The organism is Aquibacillus halophilus (assembly GCF_009649745.1).
In the GTDB taxonomy this organism is placed as follows: Bacteria; Bacillota; Bacilli; order Bacillales; family Amphibacillaceae; genus Aquibacillus; species Aquibacillus halophilus.
On the sequence record NZ_WJNG01000015.1, the window covers coordinates 165882 to 186659 of the forward strand.

21 protein-coding genes are annotated in these 20778 nt (G+C 35.2%); 9 read left to right on the top strand and 12 right to left on the bottom strand.

Annotation, left to right across the window (positions count from 1 at the left end):
* Positions 1-7 precede the first annotated feature (7 nt).
* The 5 genes from GH741_RS17025 to GH741_RS17045 all read right to left on the bottom strand — a co-directional run bounded on the left by GH741_RS17025 (position 8) and on the right by GH741_RS17045 (position 5275).
* The gene (locus GH741_RS17025) at positions 8-1060 is read right to left on the bottom strand and encodes an ABC transporter substrate-binding protein (protein ID WP_153737951.1); all 1053 of its coding nucleotides are present in this window, start codon (positions 1058-1060) and stop codon (positions 8-10) included.
* A gap of 29 nt (positions 1061-1089) precedes the next feature.
* Entirely contained in the window at positions 1090-1953 is an 864-nt protein-coding gene (locus GH741_RS17030) for an ABC transporter permease (protein ID WP_153737952.1), read from the bottom strand.
* Entirely contained in the window at positions 1953-2744 is a 792-nt protein-coding gene (locus GH741_RS17035; RefSeq protein WP_153737953.1) for an ABC transporter ATP-binding protein, read from the bottom strand. Before GH741_RS17035 ends, GH741_RS17030 begins: the two co-directional genes overlap by 1 nt.
* A 312-nt stretch (positions 2745-3056) precedes the next feature.
* Positions 3057-4439, bottom strand: coding sequence for an 8-oxoguanine deaminase (locus tag GH741_RS17040; protein WP_153737954.1), 1383 nt, complete (start codon positions 4437-4439; stop codon positions 3057-3059).
* Positions 4440-4690: 251 nt separating this feature from the next.
* Positions 4691-5275 carry a DUF1836 domain-containing protein gene (locus GH741_RS17045; RefSeq protein ID WP_153737955.1) on the bottom strand — a complete coding sequence of 195 codons (585 nt, stop codon included), beginning with the start codon at positions 5273-5275 and terminating at the stop codon, positions 4691-4693.
* Between the two features lie 129 nt (positions 5276-5404).
* Here GH741_RS17045 and trhA point away from each other — a divergent pair, with 129 nt between their 5' ends.
* The 5 genes from trhA to GH741_RS17070 all read left to right on the top strand — a co-directional run bounded on the left by trhA (position 5405) and on the right by GH741_RS17070 (position 11287).
* Positions 5405-6049: a PAQR family membrane homeostasis protein TrhA gene (gene trhA, locus GH741_RS17050; protein WP_153737956.1), complete on the top strand. Its 645-nt coding sequence runs from the start codon at positions 5405-5407 to the stop codon at positions 6047-6049.
* Between the two features lie 120 nt (positions 6050-6169).
* Entirely contained in the window at positions 6170-7276 is a 1107-nt protein-coding gene (locus GH741_RS17055; RefSeq protein ID WP_240795548.1) for a mechanosensitive ion channel family protein, read from the top strand.
* Positions 7277-7798: 522 nt separating this feature from the next.
* Positions 7799-8017: a hypothetical protein gene (locus tag GH741_RS17060; RefSeq protein WP_153737957.1), complete on the top strand. Its 219-nt coding sequence runs from the start codon at positions 7799-7801 to the stop codon at positions 8015-8017.
* Positions 8018-8154: 137 nt separating this feature from the next.
* The gene (locus tag GH741_RS17065) at positions 8155-9846 is read left to right on the top strand and encodes an alpha/beta hydrolase (RefSeq protein ID WP_153737958.1); all 1692 of its coding nucleotides are present in this window, start codon (positions 8155-8157) and stop codon (positions 9844-9846) included.
* 265 nt (positions 9847-10111) lie between these two features.
* Positions 10112-11287: an MFS transporter gene (locus GH741_RS17070; protein ID WP_153737959.1), complete on the top strand. Its 1176-nt coding sequence runs from the start codon at positions 10112-10114 to the stop codon at positions 11285-11287.
* Between the two features lie 69 nt (positions 11288-11356).
* Here the strand turns inward: GH741_RS17070 and GH741_RS17075 are convergent, their stop codons facing one another.
* Positions 11357-12646 carry a globin-coupled sensor protein gene (locus GH741_RS17075; RefSeq protein ID WP_153737960.1) on the bottom strand — a complete coding sequence of 430 codons (1290 nt, stop codon included), beginning with the start codon at positions 12644-12646 and terminating at the stop codon, positions 11357-11359.
* A 158-nt stretch (positions 12647-12804) separates the two neighbouring features.
* Positions 12805-13002, bottom strand: a complete 198-nt coding sequence (locus GH741_RS17080; RefSeq protein WP_338079541.1) for a DUF378 domain-containing protein — start codon at positions 13000-13002, stop codon at positions 12805-12807.
* Between the two features lie 157 nt (positions 13003-13159).
* Between GH741_RS17080 and GH741_RS17085 the strand changes: the two genes are divergently transcribed.
* Complete coding sequence (locus tag GH741_RS17085; RefSeq protein WP_153737961.1) at positions 13160-14038, top strand: MerR family transcriptional regulator; 879 nt, start codon at positions 13160-13162, stop codon at positions 14036-14038.
* A gap of 165 nt (positions 14039-14203) precedes the next feature.
* Here the strand turns inward: GH741_RS17085 and GH741_RS17090 are convergent, their stop codons facing one another.
* The 3 genes from GH741_RS17090 to atoD are packed head-to-tail and all read right to left on the bottom strand — an operon-like array spanning position 14204 to position 16294.
* Positions 14204-14977 carry a 3-hydroxybutyrate dehydrogenase gene (locus GH741_RS17090; RefSeq protein WP_153737962.1) on the bottom strand — a complete coding sequence of 258 codons (774 nt, stop codon included), beginning with the start codon at positions 14975-14977 and terminating at the stop codon, positions 14204-14206.
* Positions 14978-15001: 24 nt separating this feature from the next.
* Positions 15002-15637, bottom strand: a complete 636-nt coding sequence (locus GH741_RS17095) for a 3-oxoacid CoA-transferase subunit B (RefSeq protein ID WP_153737963.1) — start codon at positions 15635-15637, stop codon at positions 15002-15004.
* 12 nt (positions 15638-15649) lie between these two features.
* The gene (gene atoD, locus GH741_RS17100; RefSeq protein ID WP_153737964.1) at positions 15650-16294 is read right to left on the bottom strand and encodes an acetate CoA-transferase subunit alpha; all 645 of its coding nucleotides are present in this window, start codon (positions 16292-16294) and stop codon (positions 15650-15652) included.
* Positions 16295-16670: 376 nt separating this feature from the next.
* Between atoD and GH741_RS17105 the strand changes: the two genes are divergently transcribed.
* The 3 genes from GH741_RS17105 (at position 16671) to GH741_RS17115 (ending at position 19105) form a co-directional block, all read left to right on the top strand.
* Positions 16671-17861 carry a DUF3137 domain-containing protein gene (locus GH741_RS17105; protein WP_170287658.1) on the top strand — a complete coding sequence of 397 codons (1191 nt, stop codon included), beginning with the start codon at positions 16671-16673 and terminating at the stop codon, positions 17859-17861.
* Between the two features lie 12 nt (positions 17862-17873).
* Complete coding sequence (locus GH741_RS17110) at positions 17874-18443, top strand: LemA family protein (protein ID WP_153737966.1); 570 nt, start codon at positions 17874-17876, stop codon at positions 18441-18443.
* Positions 18444-18970: 527 nt separating this feature from the next.
* A complete protein-coding gene (locus tag GH741_RS17115) occupies positions 18971-19105 on the top strand; it encodes a DUF4023 domain-containing protein (RefSeq protein ID WP_153737967.1) in 135 nt (44 codons plus the stop codon).
* A 172-nt stretch (positions 19106-19277) separates the two neighbouring features.
* On the opposite strand, the gene rlmH is transcribed toward GH741_RS17115, so the two are convergent.
* On the bottom strand, positions 19278-19757 hold the full coding sequence (rlmH, locus tag GH741_RS17120; protein ID WP_153737968.1) for a 23S rRNA (pseudouridine(1915)-N(3))-methyltransferase RlmH: 480 nt from the start codon (positions 19755-19757) through the stop codon (positions 19278-19280).
* 228 nt (positions 19758-19985) lie between these two features.
* Entirely contained in the window at positions 19986-20150 is a 165-nt protein-coding gene (locus GH741_RS17125) for a hypothetical protein (RefSeq protein ID WP_153737969.1), read from the bottom strand.
* Positions 20151-20778: the final 628 nt, after the last annotated feature.

The window sequence follows — 20778 nt, forward strand, 5'->3', positions numbered from 1 at the left end:
TTACTAATTAACTCTCAGGCAAATAATCGGTTGTAAAGATATCTGTTGCATCAAATTTCTCATCTAATAGCTCTAGCTCATAGAGTTGATCAATGAGTGTTGACCATCTTTCTTCAGACATGTATCCAACTCCATGTTCGGCTGCATCACCTTCATAGATGAACTCTTCTTGTGTTTGTTGTTCGAATTGTAAGGCTTCAAAAGAAATATCTGTATTAGATTCCTGTATTATTTTTGTAATATCATCCGGTGTTTCTTTGTAATAATTCCATCCTTCAACAAATGACGTTACGAAGCCTTGAACTATCTCCTCATTTTCAGCTAGGTAATCTTTTGTTACATATAAAACAATGTTATAAGGATCATAACCAGCATCAGAAATCAGTTTGGTTTCTGTTGGAATTCCTTCTTCGTCTAAGAAATAAGGCTCCGATGTTACGAATGCTTGGCTGACTGAATCAGGATCATCAATGAAGTTCACGTGCTGCCCTGTATAGGATAGCTCTTCTACATTACTTAAATCATATTTATTTTTCAAAAAGTCCCAATATGTAATACCGGGCTGGATATAAGTTGTTCTACCATTTAATTCATCAAAATCATCTATTCCTTTTCCTTCATGGAACATTAATGCCTGCGGACTACCTTGCATTGCCGTAGCAACAGCAACAAGTTCGATCCCTTGGTTTCGAGCAATAACCATTTGGTCTGCGTGCGCTAAGCCAAATTCTGCACTACCAGAAGCAACCATTTGAATAGAGGATACTTGCGGCCCGCCTGGTTCAATTGTTACATCTAATCCATTATCCGCAAAGATTCCCTGATCTTGTGCCGCATAGACACCACCATGTTGAGATTTGGCGAACCAATTTAACACTACCTTGACCTCTTCAGCTTCTACACTAGTTTCTTCTGTTGTTTGCTCTGTTGTATCTTCAGCTGCATCCTCCGGCTCCGAAGCATTACCTGTTTCCTGTGCCCCACAAGCAGCCAATACTAAAATAAAAAGTAAACCGAAATACAATAGATTGAATTTTCTTAGTCCCCATATTTTTTTCATATCCTTACCCCTCTCTTTTTCTACCCTTTTTATTTTTCACCCTTCACAGCTGACTCGTGCCAAGATTTAAGCATAGAATTAGCAAATAGACTCACTAGAAGGTAAAAACCAATACCTAAGATTGCAGCAGCAATTCCACAAGCAAATAAATAAGATGTTTTTACTTGGATCGCAGCAACGGTAATTGAATAACCTAAACCACCTTTACCCCCGCCAATACCAGCAATATATTCACCTACAATTGCACCTACGATAGACAATGTACAAGAAATCTTTAGACCTGCCATCATATAAGGTAAAGCTGATGGGATTCTTAACTTCCACATTCGTTGCCATTTTGAAGCGTTATAAAGTAAAAATAAATCATCCATGTTCTTATCTACTGAATTTAATCCCATTAATGTATTTGATATAACAGGGAAAAAGCCAATTAAGAATGAGATAACAACAATCGAGTTATAGCCTGCACCAAACCAAATGACTACAATAGGCGCAACTGCTACTACTGGAATTGTCTGTAACACAATTGCATATGGGTAAATACTTCTTTCTAAAATTTTTGAACTAGCCAATATAATAGAGACTAGAATCCCAATTACAGCACTAACAAGAAATCCGACTAAAGATTCGACGACTGTTATTTGAACTGCAGGCCACAACAAATGCCAGTCACTAATTGCTGCACCTACCACATCTGTTGGCTTTGGCAATATATAGTGTTTTAGGTCTAAAATTGTTGGCACTGCTTGCCAGATGGCAATAAATATAGTGAAGGCAATAATTGGTCCTAAATAAACCTGCTTAAATTTATTAAAGGATTTGCTTTTTGGCTTTTCCGACGTTTTTGTTAAAAGGTCCCTAGTTTTTGTTACCTCAACAGAAGGCATAGACATTAGGCTAACTCCTTTCTTTCATTTCCGTTTTCAAGCCTGTCTGAGGCTATATCTACATAGTCAGTAAATTCCTGTTCCGTTCTTACTTTTAACCGACGAGGAAATGGTAATTTTACATCAATTAATGATGATAGTCTCCCAGGACTAGCTGACATAACAGCGATTCTAGTTGAAAGAAACACCGCCTCGTAAACGTTATGTGTAACAAAAAGGATTGTCATATTTTCTTTTTGCCATATATCCAATAATTCCATCTGTAATGTTTGTCTAGTAATTTCATCCAGTGCTCCAAATGGTTCATCCATTAATAGCATTTTAGGCTTAGCAGCTAATGCACGCGCGATCGACACCCTCATCTTCATCCCACCAGACAATTGGCGGGGATAGGATTTTAAGTATTCCTTTAGCCCAACCATTTCTAGGACACGTATCGCTTCTTGTTTATGTTTCTTTTTATTACCTCCTCTTAACTCTAGAGGAAGAAGCACGTTATCAAGCACCGTTCTCCAAGGTAATAAATTGGCATCCTGGAATACAAATGCAAGGTCATTCGTTTCTTTGATTATCTCTTTTGGAGAACCATCAAAAACCTTAACAGAACCCTTGGTAGCTTCTCCCAATCCTGCCACCATTCGTAATGCTGTTGATTTTCCACATCCAGAAGGTCCTAAAAAGCTTAGAAATTCTCCTTCCTTTATCGATAGATCAAAGTCTTTTAGTGCAACTGTCTCATTATTAAAGACTTTACTAACATGCTGAAATGCAACAACTTCTTTATGAATTGTATCCAAGACTTTCTCCCCCTTAATGTTTATCCATCAATATGTTCCGTTGTTCAAATTTTCAGATAAGTTTCGCTAAAAAAATATACCCTTGCTTTGCTTATATCCAATTGTTAGCTTATCTAACATAATATGTTATTTTTATTAACTTAATGTAATCCTAAATCATTACATGTACTTTGTCATTGGTTAAATTACATGAAATATCCAAATTGTTTTGGTTGTTTTACACATTGCTAGATAACTCAAACTATAAAAATCCTTGAATTGTTCTTTTTTTAACAGTATTAACCGGAATAACATCTACTGTTTAATGTCTTTTTATTTTTTGTTGAATTTCGTAGCCCTCTCCATCATGTTTAAAGCAGCCACATGAGCTTGAGTAGCGATACTTTCCTCATTAACATTCACTAAGCGACCATCCTCCACAACTACCTTACCCCCAACAATTGTCATATCTACTCGGGGTGTGCCCGTGAGGATGGGAAGTGATGAATCATCAAATAATGCCCCTGCAAATTCCAGACGATTTGTATCGATCATAAACATATCTGCCGCTTTACCTACTTCAAGGGAGCCAATTGCATCTTCCCAACCCAAAACCTTCGCAGATCCGTTTGTTGCTATATTCAGACAATCCTCAGCACTTAAGGCTTTTGTTCCGTGTTGGTGATTATGCAATAGATTCATTACTTTTAATTCAAGCAACATGTTTGATGCATCATTAGAAGCAGATCCATCCACACCTAAACCTACATTAACCCCCGCTTTTATCATCTTCATAATTTGCATAGTCCCTGATCCCATTTTCATGTTGCTACTCGGACAGTGGGCTACACCACAGCCACACGAGCCCATTTTAATAATTTCATTTTCGTTGAACCATATCCCATGTGCATACCAGACATCATCACCGATCCACCCCGTTTTTTCCATCAATTCAAGTGGACGCATGCCTAGTTTTTCTCGACAAAAGTCATCTTCATCTTTTGTTTCAGCTAAATGCGTGTGCATTCGAACACCATAACTTCTCGCTAAGTTGGCTGATTCTCTCAACAAATCTTGACTTACCGAAAACGGTGAACAAGGAGCAACCCCTACACGTAACATCGAGAATTTATCACGGTCATGATAAGTTTCAATCACCCGCATGGTATCACGGAGAATAACCTCTTCCTTCTGAACCACTTGATCAGGTGGTAATCCCCCTTGCGAACGCCCAAGACTCATTGAACCCCTCGTCGGAAAAAAGCGTACCCCCAACTCTCTTGCGGCAAATATCTCTTGATCAATTAACTCTCCACTTATCCCGTCCGGAAACACGTAAAAATGGTCCGCCACTGTTGTACAGCCGCTTTTAAGCAATTCTCCTAAACCAACCATTGCACTTAAATAGATATCTTTCGGACGAATATGGCGCCATATATCATACAGTGTTAACAACCAATCAAACAACTCCACATTTTGCGCCTGCGGTATGTTTCTTGTGAACGTTTGATATAAATGATGATGAGTATTAATTAAGCCTGGATATACAATTTTTCCTGTTGCATCAATTACTTTATCTGCATCTTGATAAGGGATACTCGTCCCAATAGCTTTAATTTCTTGCCCTTCAATATAAATACTCCCACCAGGGTATTTATTGCGTTCGCCGTCCATCGTAATAATATTTCTAGCATTTTTTATTAACAGTGTTTTCATTAGGGCACCCACTTCGTTTATTGTTATGTTAAGTTTTGTAACGCGTTATGTTATATTTAACTATATTAGTGATATGAAATATATTTGTCATTGATATAACGTACAAATTATCATCACTATTTTAGTGATTTTGACTTAATTTAAGACTTTTTTGCCTGGTAGCTCGAAGTGACAAACCTAATTAAATCCATAGAAAAAGGATGTTACTGACAACCTTAGTCAGAACATCCTTTACTATCTTTAGATCAGATTTATTTTTCAACTTTTTCCTTAGGTTTCATTTCATCTACAAGCTTCTCCGACAACCGTCTATACATATTGCTTGTATTGACAAGTGATGAAATAAATAATATTTTCTCCAGATAGCCAGATTCTGTATCATCTAATTTATCCATTTCTGTTTCAATATCAGCAGATATGGACTCCATGTTTTCTTCAAAAGTACTTACGCTTTTGTCATGTAGGCTTAAAAGGCTTGTATATAACGTTTCTAGATCAACTTCTTCTTTTTCTACTTTACTATTTAGTGGCTCAAGTACCATTTTGGTGTCGTTAATCGACAGAGCACCTTTTAATTGGTAAATTAAGCTAATAAGAATTATATGTTCCTTTGAATACTTTTTGTTTTTAATTGGAAACAAAAGTTTTCCTTTTGCATAATTGTTTATCATCGTTTTAGTTAATACTTTATCTTCTTCATGTCTTTTACTAGTATTGTATTTTTTTTCAAAAAGCTGTGTCACTTGATCCATGTATAAATCAATATCCGGGATTTCACTTAAAGTGATTTTATTTTGTAGACCTAACTCAGTAATTAACTGCTCTAAATTCTCCATAAACTTCCCCTTGGTTTTATTTACTTGCAACTATTATATCACAATTAAAATATGATTGACTACAACTTGATATAGGTGTATTGTTTTATGTAGTTATTAAAACTACTTATTGTTATTGGGGTGTTAATTATGAACACATATATACGAGAACCAATTAATGGTCTCACGCATTTAGCTGGTGCAGTTCTTTCTTTTGTTGCATTATTAGCGATGGTAATTAAAGCTTCAGCCACTGGGTCACCACTTGCCATTAGTGCCGTTATCATTTTTGGAATTAGCATGATATTACTCTATGCAGCATCTGCGACTTATCACATGGTAATCGCCAATGATAAAGTGATAGCTAGTTTAAGGAAAATTGATCATTCAATGATTTTTATCCTAATCGCAGGAACTTACACGCCGTTTTGTTTAATTACCCTGAACGGAACCCTAGGCTGGATATTGTTTGCTATCATTACTGGAATCGCAACCTGTGGTGTCTTGTTTAAACTAATTTGGTTTGAGTGCCCAAGATGGTTGTCAACATCAATGTATATTGGTATGGGGTGGATGATTATCTTTGTTTCTGCACCCCTCGCCTCTTCAATAAATAGTAATGGGTTATTTCTATTAATACTTGGTGGGGTTATTTATACTATCGGAGGGATAATCTACGCTGTAAAACCAAAGTTTATTGAATCAAAATATCTTGGCTTTCATGAAATTTTTCACATATTTATTTTGCTTGGTAGCTTGGCCCATTTTTTAAGTGTCTATCTATACGTGCTTTAGAAGGTGAATTTTATAAGTAGTTATTTGCTACTTATACCCGAAGAGTGCGATACTAATTATATTATTATAGACTTCTTACAAACTTGTAAAAATAACTTTAAATAGGTGATTTTATTGTTAATGGATGTAGTTATAATTGATTTCATGGATTATTTCTCCTACCAATGGGTAGAAGATCTTCTTATCATTATAGGGATAGTTGTAGCAATTTTATTTATACGCTGGCTTATCTTGTTCTTTTCAAAAAAAATAAATAGTGATAGTCGAGATGGAATTAAGCAGCACAATACAGCTGTAAGATATGTGCTAAATTGGCTATCCCTCTATAGTATATTACTTTTCATACTATTTTATTTTTTCGATTCTGGCTGGTTTGTTGGTGAAATAATCTCAGTAGGAAGTGTAGAAATTACTGCATCTTTAATAATCATCGCTGTTCTGATTATTACGTTAGCCAATAGAGCTTCTAAGATTGTAACCAAGTATTTTTTACCGAGAGTATTTGACCGTTATCAACTAGATCGGGGGGTTCAATTTACATTTAGTCGAATCTTTCATTACTCAGTAATGATTATTGCAATTATTATTAGTTTATCTACGGTTGGAATTGATTTAAGTGCACTAACCGTTTTTGCAGGTGTAGTCGGAGTAGGTATCGGGTTCGGACTTCAAAATATAGCCTCTAACTTTATTTCTGGTATCATTTTATTATTTGAAAGGCCCATTAAAGTGGGGGATCGAGTTATTGTTGATGACATTCTGGGTGATGTAGAGAAAATAAATATGCGTGCAACAGTAATTAAAACAATTGATAATGAACACATCATTGTTCCAAATTCATATTTCTTAGAAGAGCATGTAGTAAACCGTTCCTATAGTGACCCCACTCTTCGTTTAACCATACCTATTGGAGTAGCTTATGGAAGCGATGTAGAAAAAGTCAGAGACTTACTATTACAGGTTGCTAATGATGAATATGAAGATTCTAAGGTAATGATATTGGATCCTAAGCCATTCGTTAACTTTGTCGGTTTTGGTGACTCTTCCTTAGATTTTGAATTGTTTGTTTGGATTTTGAATCCAAATCATGTGATAGTGACAAAAAGTAATATTAACTTTCGAATAAATAGAATTCTTGCCGATAACAATATAGAAATTCCATTCCCACAGAGAGACTTGCACGTTAAAAGTTTAAATGGAAAGATAATGGACGATATTAAAAATTAATTTTTGGCTAACAGAACACAACTACTGGGTAGTTGTGTTTTTATTTTTGACTCATTTCGTAAGTTTTGTTGTTCTTTATTCGCAGTTGATGTAAATTGCGTCGTAACTTCTGCATTGATTTGCTCTCTTTCACTCTAGTTAAATCGCGCTATACTAGCGTTTCGGCAGAATACTTCGCTTTCCATGGGCACGACCTCAGCCTCCTCAGAATCAAAGAACGATTCTTCCGGGGTCTTCGGAACGCGCTGTTCCCATAGGAGTCTACGTATTCTGCCTTCACTAGTAATAGTGTTCTGGATTATTGAAGAATAAAACCCATAGTGTCTAAGTTTCATGAGCATTTTTCCAATTAAAAAGGAGTGTTTATCCGCACCTTAGAATAGCTTTCTGTTCAAGAGTGAAATAAACCCCAAGAAACGTTTATTTCATGAAATATACTACTCATTAATTTGAAAATTTTATTGCGTGTCGTGTATTTCCAAGGCTAGTATAGTGTTGTAAATTGATAACTATACTTATAGGATGGTTGATTGGAGCGGAGGGCAGTCGACTCCAGCGGGAAAAGCGACGGCTGAAAATCCCGCAGGAAGCGGTTTTCTTCCGAGGAAGTTGAAGCGTTGCCCGCGGAAAGCGACTGCCCGGAGCGCAAATCTACATAGCAGCCGATTAAGGAAAAGTGAAAAAATTATCAAAAGTTACGCCGCATTCTATAGATACTCTGTCAAAACAGCAATCTTTTAGAAAACGGCCTTATTTTAAAACATTCGATGTTTTATCAGATAATCCAAAAATGTATATCTAGTTATCATTGATTTTTGCTATTATTAAAGTACGGAGTTTTAACGTAAACTACTGTTATTAAAAAGGAGCACATCAATATGGAACCTCTTCAAAGGAATAAGGGGTTAAACTATAATACCCCCACTTCACAGCGTCGAACTTTTAGTAAATCATATCAGTTAACGATGTTAATGGCTAATAGCATTTCTCTTGTTTGGTGTGTAACCTATTTATCTACAGACATGTCCCCTCAATCTGGTAATCTACTAGGAATTTTATTAATCCTTACTTTAGTTGGAAACCACACTCTAACCCTAATGACCGGAAACAGTCATTTTCTTGATTATGCCTATCTAGTTTTAAGCATGCTAACAATGATTATTGTGCCTATTTTAAACACATATGCTTCCTTGGACGTAAACAATTTAACCTCTCAAAGTATTGTTTCTATTTCACTGATTCCCTTGCTTTTATTTTTAGGTATGATTATTTCTTTGACAAAAATTAATTACCAGCGTAGACACAGTGATCATATGGTTACTCTCTTTAATACAAAGCAGCCAAACCACATCAAATATATTTTGAAACGATCACTTCTGTTTTTGTTAGGGTTGAATCTTGTAATTGGCGTTTATCTATCATACAGTTTATTAGATAAAAATGTTTCAGCTGGCATCTTTAGCATATTCATTCCACAGTATTCGTTTTTTATTGGCATGTATTTTCTAGGCTTAGTGGTGTTAATTTTAAATCTACGTAACCAGAAACCACTATCTAACTTTTTTATTGGTTTCGTCGGGTTCTCTGTCTTTTTAATTTTTAATTTACCAATGCTTATTGTTCCTTTTCATTTACAAAATGCCGAAGAGGATTACACGGCAGTATTTGGTCCTACTAATGATTCTATTCCAAATCAGTTCATGGATGTTCCCTTTTCGATACCTGAATATATTTTTGGTACTCCTTCTGACAATTTCATTCTAAATGAAAACATTACATTCTATCGAGGCACTGAAGGAGTTGATTTAGGACTACAATTAGCTTTTGACGCTTATCTCCCCCCTACTAACCAACAGAATCTACCTGGGAATAATTCAGTGCTAATTAGAATTCATGGGGGTGGCTGGACAGTTGGGGACAAAGGGGCTGCTAACTTTTCACAAGTAAACAAGTATTTTGCCAGTCAGGGGTATGTTGTCTTTGACGTTCAATATGGTTTGGCAAATAAAGAGAAGTTTATAGAATCTGCCCCTGTACCAGCAAGCAGAATTGGAGAGTTTTCTATTGATGATATGGTACGTCATATCGGGATTTTCACCAATTATTTAGTCGAGAATAATGATGAATATAATGCTAACCTAGATTCAGTTTTTATATCTGGAGGATCTGCCGGTGGTCAGTTAGCTAATTCGGTCGGATTGGCTATAGCAAGTGAAAGGTACACGGAATTATTTCATTCCGCCCTAACTGTAAGGGGACTTATCCCCCTTTATCCCGCCAATGGCTTAGCTACCAATATTGGTATTAATGGATCGAAGGAACTTGTCAATCCTATTCTACTAGTTAATGAAAATAGTCCACCTGCTCTAGTTTATCAGGGGACACATGATAAAATTGTTGATCCTATTGTTGCATCTACATTTAAAACCACTTATCGTAAAGAGAGTAACAACCAAGCCGCTTTAATTATGATGCCTTTTGGCACCCATGCAAGTGACATCTATTTCCCAAGCTATTACAATCGGGTTTTTATCTACTATATGGAGAGATTTATGTATCAGTTTAAATGAACTAATAAACCATTATTAAGCTTGGACTTCTACTCAATCCTATAACCGGAATGATAGCGCATTACTACTATAGTAAGTTGAGTTTTCTAAAGAACAATTTAATTAAGCTTGCTATTCATTTTTAGAATGGTTACATGGTATTATTAACTGTATAAATTTATTCTTGTTCAGTCTTCTCTTCTATAACGTACAGGAAAAGTGAATAATACAATATTTAACCACATTATTTTATCAAGAATTGCACAAAACTGGAGTGAAATTATTTTTGGATACAAAAAAAGCATTACCCATATTATTTGCTGTCATGTTTCTCGTCATGGTGGGGTTTGGAATCATTATTCCTGTTCTGCCATTTTACGCTGAGGAAATGGGAGCATCCCCAACACAATTAGGATTACTAATGGCAGTTTACTCTTTAATGCAGCTCCTTTTCGCTCCAATCTGGGGTCGAATATCTGATCGAATTGGGCGTAAACCTGTTATAATGATTGGTATTTTTGGACTAGCTCTGTCTTTTTTCTTAATGGCAATATCATCAACACTTTGGATGCTGTTTGCTGCAAGGATTATTGGAGGATTACTATCATCAGCTAACATGCCAACTGTTATGGCATATGTGGCAGACATAACTTCGGATGAAGACCGTGGAAAAGGCATGGGAATCATTGGGGCGTCAATTGGTCTTGGATTTATTTTCGGTCCAGCAATTGGCGGTGTTTTTTCGGAGATAAGCTTAAGCTTACCTTTTTATATTGCCGGAGCATCATCTTTACTTACCTTTCTTCTAGTTACGTTGCTTTTAAAGGAATCGTTAAGTATAGAAAATAGAAATAGCTATTCTAAGGGGAAAAACTCCATACGTAATACAGTGAGTGGACCAACATCAATCTTATTTTTTCTGCAATTATTTGTTTCTCTATCGCTATCAGGCTTAGAAGCTACCTTTGCATATTTTGCTGCTGATAAAGCGGGTTTAGGGGCAGTAGAGCTAGGATATATTTTTATGATTATGGGGTTGGCTGGAGCAATTGTCCAAGGCGGACTAGTTGGTAAGATGACGAAGAGGTTTGGTGAGGGTTTTGTTATTCAAATTGGAATTGTAACTTCTGCTATAGGATTCCTTCTCATTTTACTCGTTGAAAACTTCACTACTGCAGCTATCTACTTAACTGTTTTTGGAATTGGTAATGGACTTATTCGCCCTAGTGTTTCATCACTATTAACCAAGACATCGAAAACAGGACATGGTAGTACGACTGGTGTATTATCTTCCTTTGATTCACTTGGAAGAATAATCGGTCCTCCATTAGGGGGTTGGCTCTTCACAATCTCTATTGGCTTACCATACATTTCAGGAATAATTTTATCAGTAGCTGCATTTATCTTATATCGACTATATATCGCCGCGAATTCAAAAAAACTCCAGTCAGGTACTTCATAAATAGAAGGTTATCATTTAAGGGCTAGCCAACAAGGCTAGCCCTTTTTTTTATGAATAAATAAGCTTTTATTAAAATTCCTCAGCTGCAATATTTAAGGTCTCTGCTGATTCCGCTACTCGCTGGCTCGCTATTCCAATCTCATTTGATACATTAACAAATTCCTCGATATCGTTAACCATTTTTTGAGCTTGTTGTGAATTTCCATTCATCGATACTAAAATATTGTCAAAGACTACATCAGTATCCCTCATAGACGTATTTCCCATTGAAACAAACTCCACCATTTGCTTATTATTGCTTACAGCTACACTGACTTCTTTTGTAGTTTCCTTAATTAATTCAGTTACATTTTCCGCGGATTGTTTCGTTTGTTCAGCTAATTTCCGGACTTCATTTGCAACAACTGCAAATCCTTTACCATGTTCTCCTGCTCGTGCAGATTCAATCGAAGCGTTTAAAGCAAGGAGGTTTGTTTGTTCTGCAATGCTCGCAATAACATCTGAGATTTTTCCGATTTCTTCTGACTTTTCAGCTAGGCTTTGAACAATGGTGCTGTTATCACTTGCTCCTAATTCAATGTTGTGAATGTTTCTTTTCATTTCATCTAGCTTTTCTTTCCCCTCTATAGCTTTTTCTTTAGCTTGAATTGATATTTTTACAGAGTTGCGAGTCCCTTCCTGCAGTTTTTCCGCTTGCCCTATCATTTCCTGGACAGATGCGCTTGTTTGTTGCGAAAGTGAAGCTAGTTCACCTGCAGAAGTACCTATTGTTGCTTTGACCAGGTCCTTTTGCTTTTCAATTTCTTCCTCTCGGATCCTTATATTCCCATTATCATATTCTTCTAGTACCAGTTGTTGTTCGATGTTTAAAATCTTCGAAACAGCTTCAATAGCCTGTAAAACATCCCCTTGATATTGTTGTCTAAGTATTTTCATAAGATTCACTAGCAACGTCTGAAATGCACTCATATAATCCTTTGTAGCTAGGTTGATTTTAACGTGCCGTTTTGCAATTCTAATTCGTGTATGTACCCACTCATCATCAATTGTTCCTGAAAACATTTCTTCAATATGCCTACGTAAGGTTTTTTTCAATCTTTCAACGGAGCTATGTCTGTTAATAATATCCATTAATTCAGGCTTATTATATAGGTTTTTATAGAAATCCGTTACGATAAGATCCATGTTATTCGCAACTATTGGTTGTAGACTTTTTATTAAACCAAGATCTTCCTCAGTAAGATTAATCATTTCAATTTGCTTAGCTACATTCAAATCACTTACATTAATTTTCCCATATGCAGTTATAATTAAATTATTTTTTGGGGGTTTTTTTTCATTTCTGAATACACCTAACATGCTTGTTTTTCTCCTCACAAATAGTTTTTTAATATTACATTTTAAAGATTAAACAGAGAGGTCAAGTCCTTATTAAAGCAGGAAAAACCGATAGTCAATATAACTTTTTCCTTCAATTTCAAAAAGGCACCCACTTGGATGCCTTTTTGGGAAATCTATTACTCTTTTATTTTGGGCAATAACCGAATTCCATAAATAGCAGCCAATCCTACTAGAATATAAACAATCTTAGCGATAATGCTGTCCATTCCACCAAAAATTCCTCCAACAAGGTCCCACTCAAACAAGCCAACTAACAACCAGTTCAAACCACCAACGATTAGTAAAATAAATGCAACTAAATTTAACGATTTCACTACTATCACTCCTTATATAATATTTGTATAACTTTTCTAAGTATATTATACATAAGTTATACAAAACTGGCAAATATTTAATCTTACTTGGTAATTTCACAGGTTGCCTTACTTTTTTTGTATAGTTTATGTATAATTATCATGAGGTGAAACACACATGTACAGCATTAAAAGAGTTTCTGAACTTTTAAATATTCCAACAGTAACAATTAGAGCTTGGGAAAATAGATATAATATTATATCACCTACTCGAAGTAAGGGTGGGCACCGTTTATATAGCCAAGAAGATATTGAGACACTTAAATGGTTGAAAGCACAAACCCAAGATAACAATATGAAAATTAGTGAAGCAGTTAGACTACTCAAACAATCTCATCCTGAGATCACAGAAGTTAAATCTGGTTCTGTTAGAAATTTTGAAAATTTAATTGATCAGTTATACCAGGAACTGATCGAACTAAATAGCACGACATCTAACACAATTATTGACCTAGCTTTCTCGCTTTATGATTATGAAGAAGTTTTTCACAATATATTAGTCCCTGTCTTATATCGTATTGGAGATAAATGGGAAAGTGGCGACATCACAATAGCTCAGGAACATTTTTCTTCTCAATTTGTTATGCAGCGATGCACACAGTTTCTGCGTATTTTGCCAATTAATCAACATCTTCCAAAAGTTTTAGCTTTTTGTCCCGAAGGAGAACACCATCACATTGGATTAATGCTCTTTAGTCTATTTTTACGTAAAAAAGGATTAGATGTTATTTATTTAGGACCTAACACACCTTTTTCTGGGTTAACTAATTTAATTGAAATGAAAAATGTATCTATTGTGGCTATTTCTATTACAAATCCAAAATCATACAATGGTGTATTGACTTGGATGGAAGACTGCCTTCAAGAGTATCCTGATATAAAGTTTGTTATAGGTGGTTTAGGAATACACGACTTCGAACCTATCAATTCACCTTCCATTACTGATCTTCACAAGGTTGACTGGGAGGAATGGTATCAAACTTCTGTAATTATTTGACTTAGTTTCTGATAAAACTCTTTACTTCACAAGGGTTTTTAACCAAACTAACCGTATCCTAGTTGTACTAGATACGGTTAGTTCGTCACCAATAGATGTAATTTTTTATAGAAGTGCTCTCACCAACAACTCACGCGAAATTATGATCTATATCAAATAACAGTATTACTGTGCTGTATAGCCCCCATCAAGCACTACGGCCTGCCCAGTAATCCCTCTCGCTTTTTCACTAGCCAGAAATAAGGTGTAATCAGCAATCTCTTGGACTTCTAAGAGCCTTTTTTGTGGTATTAATGGATAGAGCACATCTTCCTTTACTTTTTCTACTGAAACATTACGTGTTTTTGCCAACTCTTCAAACTGTCCACGCACAAGCGGCGTGTCAACATAGCCCGGACAAATCGCATTCACTGTGATATTGTACTCGGCCACTTCAAGAGCTGCAACCTTCGTTAAACCAATAACCCCGTGTTTTGCACTGTTGTAGGCTGCTTTACCTGCAAAGCCGATCAATCCATTTATCGACGCCATGTTTATAATACGACCCCATCCTTGCTTTTTCATAATCGGTATCGCATGCTTCATGGCAACAAATGGGGCTATTTGCATTACCTTTACCATGAACTCAAATTTTTCAGTTGGAAATTCATCAATCGGAGAAACATGTTGTAATCCTGCATTATTAAGAAGAATATCTAGTCTTCCATACTTTTTAACTGTTTCCTCAATGGCACTTTTAATATCTTCCTCAACGGTTACATCGACTTTGATTCCTAAGCATTGATAGCCAAGTTTACGTAAGTTTTCTACTACCTCCTTTAATTTATTTTCGTTAATATCAGTAAAAACAACTTTCGCTCCATTTTTAAGAAATTCAACACCAATTCGATTTCCAATCCCACTTGCTGCGCCTGTTATAAAAACAACTTTATCTTTCATTGTCAATCAACCTCGCAATCACATTTATCGTATCTTAAACTTAGCCTCAGTTTTATCTAATACTGTTTCTAAATTTACTCCTTCTTGAATTTCTTCTAAAACAAGTCCTTCATCCGTTACACTAAACACTGCAAGTTCAGTAACAATTAGATCGACAACCCCTTTTCCTGTTAGTGGCAGACGACATTCTTCTAGTATTTTAGATGATCCTTTTTTGGAGCAATGCTCCATCGCCACAATTACTTTTTTGGCACCAGTTACTAAGTCCATCGCACCACCCATTCCTGCTACCATTTTTCCTGGAATCACCCAATTAGCAAGATTTCCACACGCATCTACTTCAAGACCCCCTAGAACAGTTACATCCACATGACCACCTCGAATTAACTGAAATGAGAAGAGGCTATCAAAAAATGCACCGCCTGGATTTATTCCTGTAGGCTGTCCTCCGGCATTTACTAGATCTGGGTCAACCTCGCTTAAAGGCCCAAGACCTATAAATCCATTTTCAGATTGAAGTATGACATTCACATCTTTCGGTAGGTAATTAGGCACTAATGTAGGTATTCCTATTCCTAAGTTAATAACATCACCATCATTCATTTCCCTTGCAACACGCTTTGCAATAATTCCCTTTACATTATTGCTCGACTCAACCATATAATCCCCCCTCTAAACTAGTATTTTATCTACTAGAATGCCTGTAGTAACAACGTCTTCCGGATCTATCTCGCCAATTTCTACAATTTCATCAACTTCAGCAATAACTAAGTCTGCTGCCAAAGCCATAATAGGGTTAAAGTTACGAGCAGAACGGTTGTATACTAGATTTCCAGATTTATCTGCTTTTTTAGCTTTTAGAAGGGCAACATCTGCACGCAGTGGTGTTTCTAGTAAATAATCACGTCCATCAACTCTAATGATTTCTTTTCCCTCCGCTACACTAGTCCCTACCCCAGTAGGAGTTAGTATTCCGCCTAAGCCTGACCCACCTGAACGGATACGTTCAGCCAGTGTACCTTGAGGAACTAATTCAACTTCGATGTCACCTGCGATCATTTGTTTTCCGGTTTCTGGGTTTGTACCAATATGCGAGACTATTAGTTTTCGTACTCGACTATTTACAATTAAAGGTCCCACTCCTTTTTCTGGAGTCGCAGTATCGCTGACAATGAGGGTTATATCTTTTACATTCGATTCCATTAATGCAGCTACTAGCTTGGCAGAAGTCCCAACGCCCATAAATCCACCAATCATAATAGTTAATCCGTCTTTAAAAATTGGTAATAATTCATCTACCAAAATAGTTTTATCCATTTAATGACCTCCTACAATCATTGTCTTAGCCTTACTACTATTAGATTATTTCAATTATTATTATTTAGTTTAAATTATAATTAACTACGTCAATATATTTTTCATCTGTTCTTTTTTTTGATACTTACATAATTATTAAATTAAAAAATACATAGTTCGAGTTCAGCAAATAGCAACTCTATTAATTTAGTTCTCTATAGAAATGACAATATCCTCTTCCGGATTATATTCTTAACTTATGAATTGCCTATATAAACTATAAAAGAGTTTACACATTTCCATTAATTATACCTAGGTATAATATACGTCACTCCTGTTCTTTTATATGATGAACCTAATCATAAGTTTTAGTTCGCCAAAAAATGGGGGAGATATTGTGCAGAAAATTTCCAAGACGAAGGAAGAATTTGATCAGTTTTTTGATGAAAGACTGTCAGTGAAAATTGAACAGTTAGAGGAAAACAGGGAAGCTGTAAAAAAGAACCGTAACAAACAGCTCTTAGTCATCGGGTTAGTAATGCTACCCCCTATAGTACTAACTCAAATTATTGACCAATATGCTTTATTTTTTTTCATTATTGCTTTTGCTATCCTTATTTTTGGGGTTTTTAAGCTATCTAAAACGTACCAGGCATTCACAGGCGTGATGAAACAAGAAATCACCCAAGAGATTGTAACATTCATTAATCCAGATTTCCGGTATGAACCTAAAGAATATATACCTGAGAGTAAATTTATAGACTCAAATATTTTTGTTAAAAAACCTGATAAATATCGTGGAGACGATTTAATTTGGGGATATGTTTATGACCATGATGTATCTAACACTGATAAGAATCCTGAATTAGTAACCCACGGAGCTAAGAAAGAGAATGAGAGCCTTGAACAAGTTCAAAAAAAGTTTAAACAGGATAACGGTAATTCGCCGATAGATGAAACACCTAGAACAAAAATTTCCTTTTCTGAAGTAGAGGCTATTGACGTTCAATCTCGTCCTGGCGAAGGGAGTAATACACATGAAGAAGCAATTTTCAAAGGTCTATTCTTTGATGTTGATTTTAATAAGGATTTTGAAGGAGTTACCATCATTCTTCCCAGAAATAATGTGCTATTTGATTTCAAAAAAATTGAACGAACTCTTGAACAACCTGAGCTTGATGAAATTGAATTAGATAATATCGAATTTAGTGAGCGGTTTACAGTGATGACTAGCGATGAAGTAAAAGCAAGATACATTTTAACACCAGCCTTCATGAACAAAATTTTATCTTTTGTTGATATAACCAAAGAAAGGGTAACGGAACGCCCTCAAAATAAGCCTGCTAACACAAATAGTTCACGGGATAAACGCAGAGAATCACGGATCGCCAAAAGGCTTATTCCTTATTTTTCATTTAAAGAAGGGAAAATGTATTTTCTATTAAATACAAGCCAATTACACTTTGAATTTAATATGGACAAAAAGCCAGATAAAGAATCCCTCTATTATGACTTTCAAGATATTAACCAGTCATTAGAGTTAGTAGAAGAGTTGGATTTGAATTTAAAGTTATGGAATAAATCCTAAATGAGGTGAAATATGACGACATATATCATTATTGGCGTAATCGGATTGTTGCTTGTTTATATTATTATTACCTATAACGCTGTAAAAAAGAGAGAAATAAAGGTGGAACAATCTTTTTACAATATCGATGTCCTTTTACAAAATCGTGCGGACGAAATTGTTAATTTAGTTTCTACGACTAAAAGCGCTGTCGAAAATGAAAAAGAGTTGCTTGAAGAAGTAACCGCCCTAAGATCAAAAGTAAACCGGAATTCAAATAAAAAAGTAGATGATAAATTGGAGGATGCAAAGCGATTAGAAGGATCAGTAACCACATTACTTGGTAGAGTGGAAGCTTATCCGGATATTAAATATAATTCTCAATATAATCATCTTCAACAAAGAATATCAAATGTTGAAGAAAACATTCAGGCACAACGACGAACATTTAATGCGAGAGTCGCAAATTTCAATACCTACATTGTAATGTTTCCGAGAAACATCATAGCATCCATTTTCAAGTTCAATAAAAAACCTTCTTTCGAAGTAACGGACCAATCGAAAAAAGAGAATATTAATGTGAGTGAGTTATTTGGTAAATAGGGAATCTCATTCATAGGGTTTCTAATTATATTGACAAGCTTCTCTATTTGAAGCAAAGGTTACATCATTTTCGGCTGAAAATACAACAAAAAATCAAACACGTACTATACCTATGGCGAGAAGGTTCTTTTTTAGACTAGTAACGTACAGATTTTAAAGGCATTCCATATAAATAATGAGCTGCCTTTTCTCACACTGACAGATCCCTATAATACGTTAGCATGAATTTGGCCTATTATGAATATCATCTCTGTTTTCATTCTATTGTTCACACCTCGATATCGGACACTTTATTAACCAATATATCGTTTTTCTTATTTAACATATGTTACTTCGAGAAGAAAGCGAATGAAACTATATAAAACATCTTGGATATACATAATTGGCACCACATGGTTTTTCGGTATCACATTTATAACACCGGCAGTTTATCTTTTAAGCGAACAAAGATAATACTTAAAGTTTGGAAATGTATTTATTTTATCAGTACGGTTAACTTAACAATGAATCTAAGAGGAGGTGTTTCTATGGATAGCACACATGATTTTGTTGAAAAAATTCATGAAAACCAAAGAAAAGCAGATAAAAACAAGCAGAACCAAGGAAATGGTCGCCCAAGTAATAAACTTCCAAGCAAGAAGCACAATAAGAGTAACAGTTAGTAGTATAGGGTGATTTGTTTTTGAATCACCCTTCTAGATGATATTCTTCCATTTGAAGAAAATCTCTTTTATCTAAATGGAATTATAACTTCATAAGTTCATCAAAAAAAGAAACATGATTTCATTTATTTTACTTATTCTTGACTTATCTTCTTTTAAATCTAAATCGCCTCTATTTATGATACGGTTCATTACGATTAATTCTAAAAGCTCGATAGACTTGTTCAACCAATATCAACCGCATTAATTGGTGAGGGAAAGTCATTTTTGAAAATGAAAGGGCAAAGTTACTGCGTTTTTGGACTTCGGTACTTAACCCAAGTGATCCACCAATGATAAATGCGATTTTACTTCTTCCATGTGTAGCTAATTGATCTAATTTTCGAGCTAATTTTTCCGAAGATAACATTTCTCCGTTTATTTCCAGGGAAATAACGAAAGCATCTTGGGCAATTTTCGCCAAAATTCTATCGCCCTCTTTTCGCTTAACATCTTCCATGTCAGCTGCACTCATATTTTCAGGAGCTTTTTCATCCGCTACCTCAATTACGTCAATAGTTGCATATGTACCCATTCTTTTTATGTATTCTTGTATTCCTTGTTTCAAATATTTTTCTTTTAATTTCCCTACAGTTATAATTGATATTCTCATGATAGTCCCTTTCGACTTAAATTTATCCTTTTATTTTACCAAATATAACTACTAATCCAAAACTTAATCATTATGTATCCTCTTTGCTTTGAATCTTCATCTGTTTCTAACGTTGGATATTTCAGGGTACTGCAATTGTTCTAAATAACTGCATAAACTATAAAAAGGAGTGGGACCAATTGCTGAAGCCCACTCCTTTTATTAATTTCTTAAATTAATTTTTCAATCTCACTTTCTTCTTTTAATATCTCGAAAGTAGAAGCGAGATTTTCGCTTTTTCTGGTTCATAATCGCATTTTTAATTTGATCTTTAACTTCTTCCAATGCCGGAGCATCTTCTCCTTGTTGGATTACTATCTGATCGTATTGTGATTGGATTTCTTCTTCTGTCACTTACTCTTCAGGAACTTCTTGCTCGATATATTCATTTAGCTTTATTTAATAGGCAAGTTAATTTCTTAGTGAATCCTCTGTTATTTCTAGCTCCTGGATCTGTATTTCATACTGATCTACAGTTTCAAACTGAGATTTAATTGCTCTATACTCTCATTAATTTCTGAACTAGGTGCTTCAATTTCTAATTCTTCAGTCTCTTGAAGAATTAGTTCTTGTTCAATTTATCTACTTAACGTCTGTTTCTGAAGCATTTCCGTGTCAATGGTATCCTGTCCATATTGTTGAAACATCATTAAAGTTTGGCTGTACATATCATTATATTTGCTTCCTTTAATCTTTTCACCATTAACAGTAGTTACAACTTTATCCTCCGTTACCTTCTCTATCTCTGTATTGTCAGAGGAGTTATTTTCCTCTGTAGTTTGTTGTGAGTTGTTTTAATCATTCTCTCCTTATTCACTACAAGCTACTAAAAGAAGATTTAAAGAAACAACCAAAACAATAAATAAAAGGTTTTTCCTCATAAATATCCCCTCTTTCGTAAATTTTTTTCCGTTTTTGGAGATTCCCTGCCAAATTAATTTTTAACCATAATGATGCAAACCGAGTCAGCATTTTAAATTCA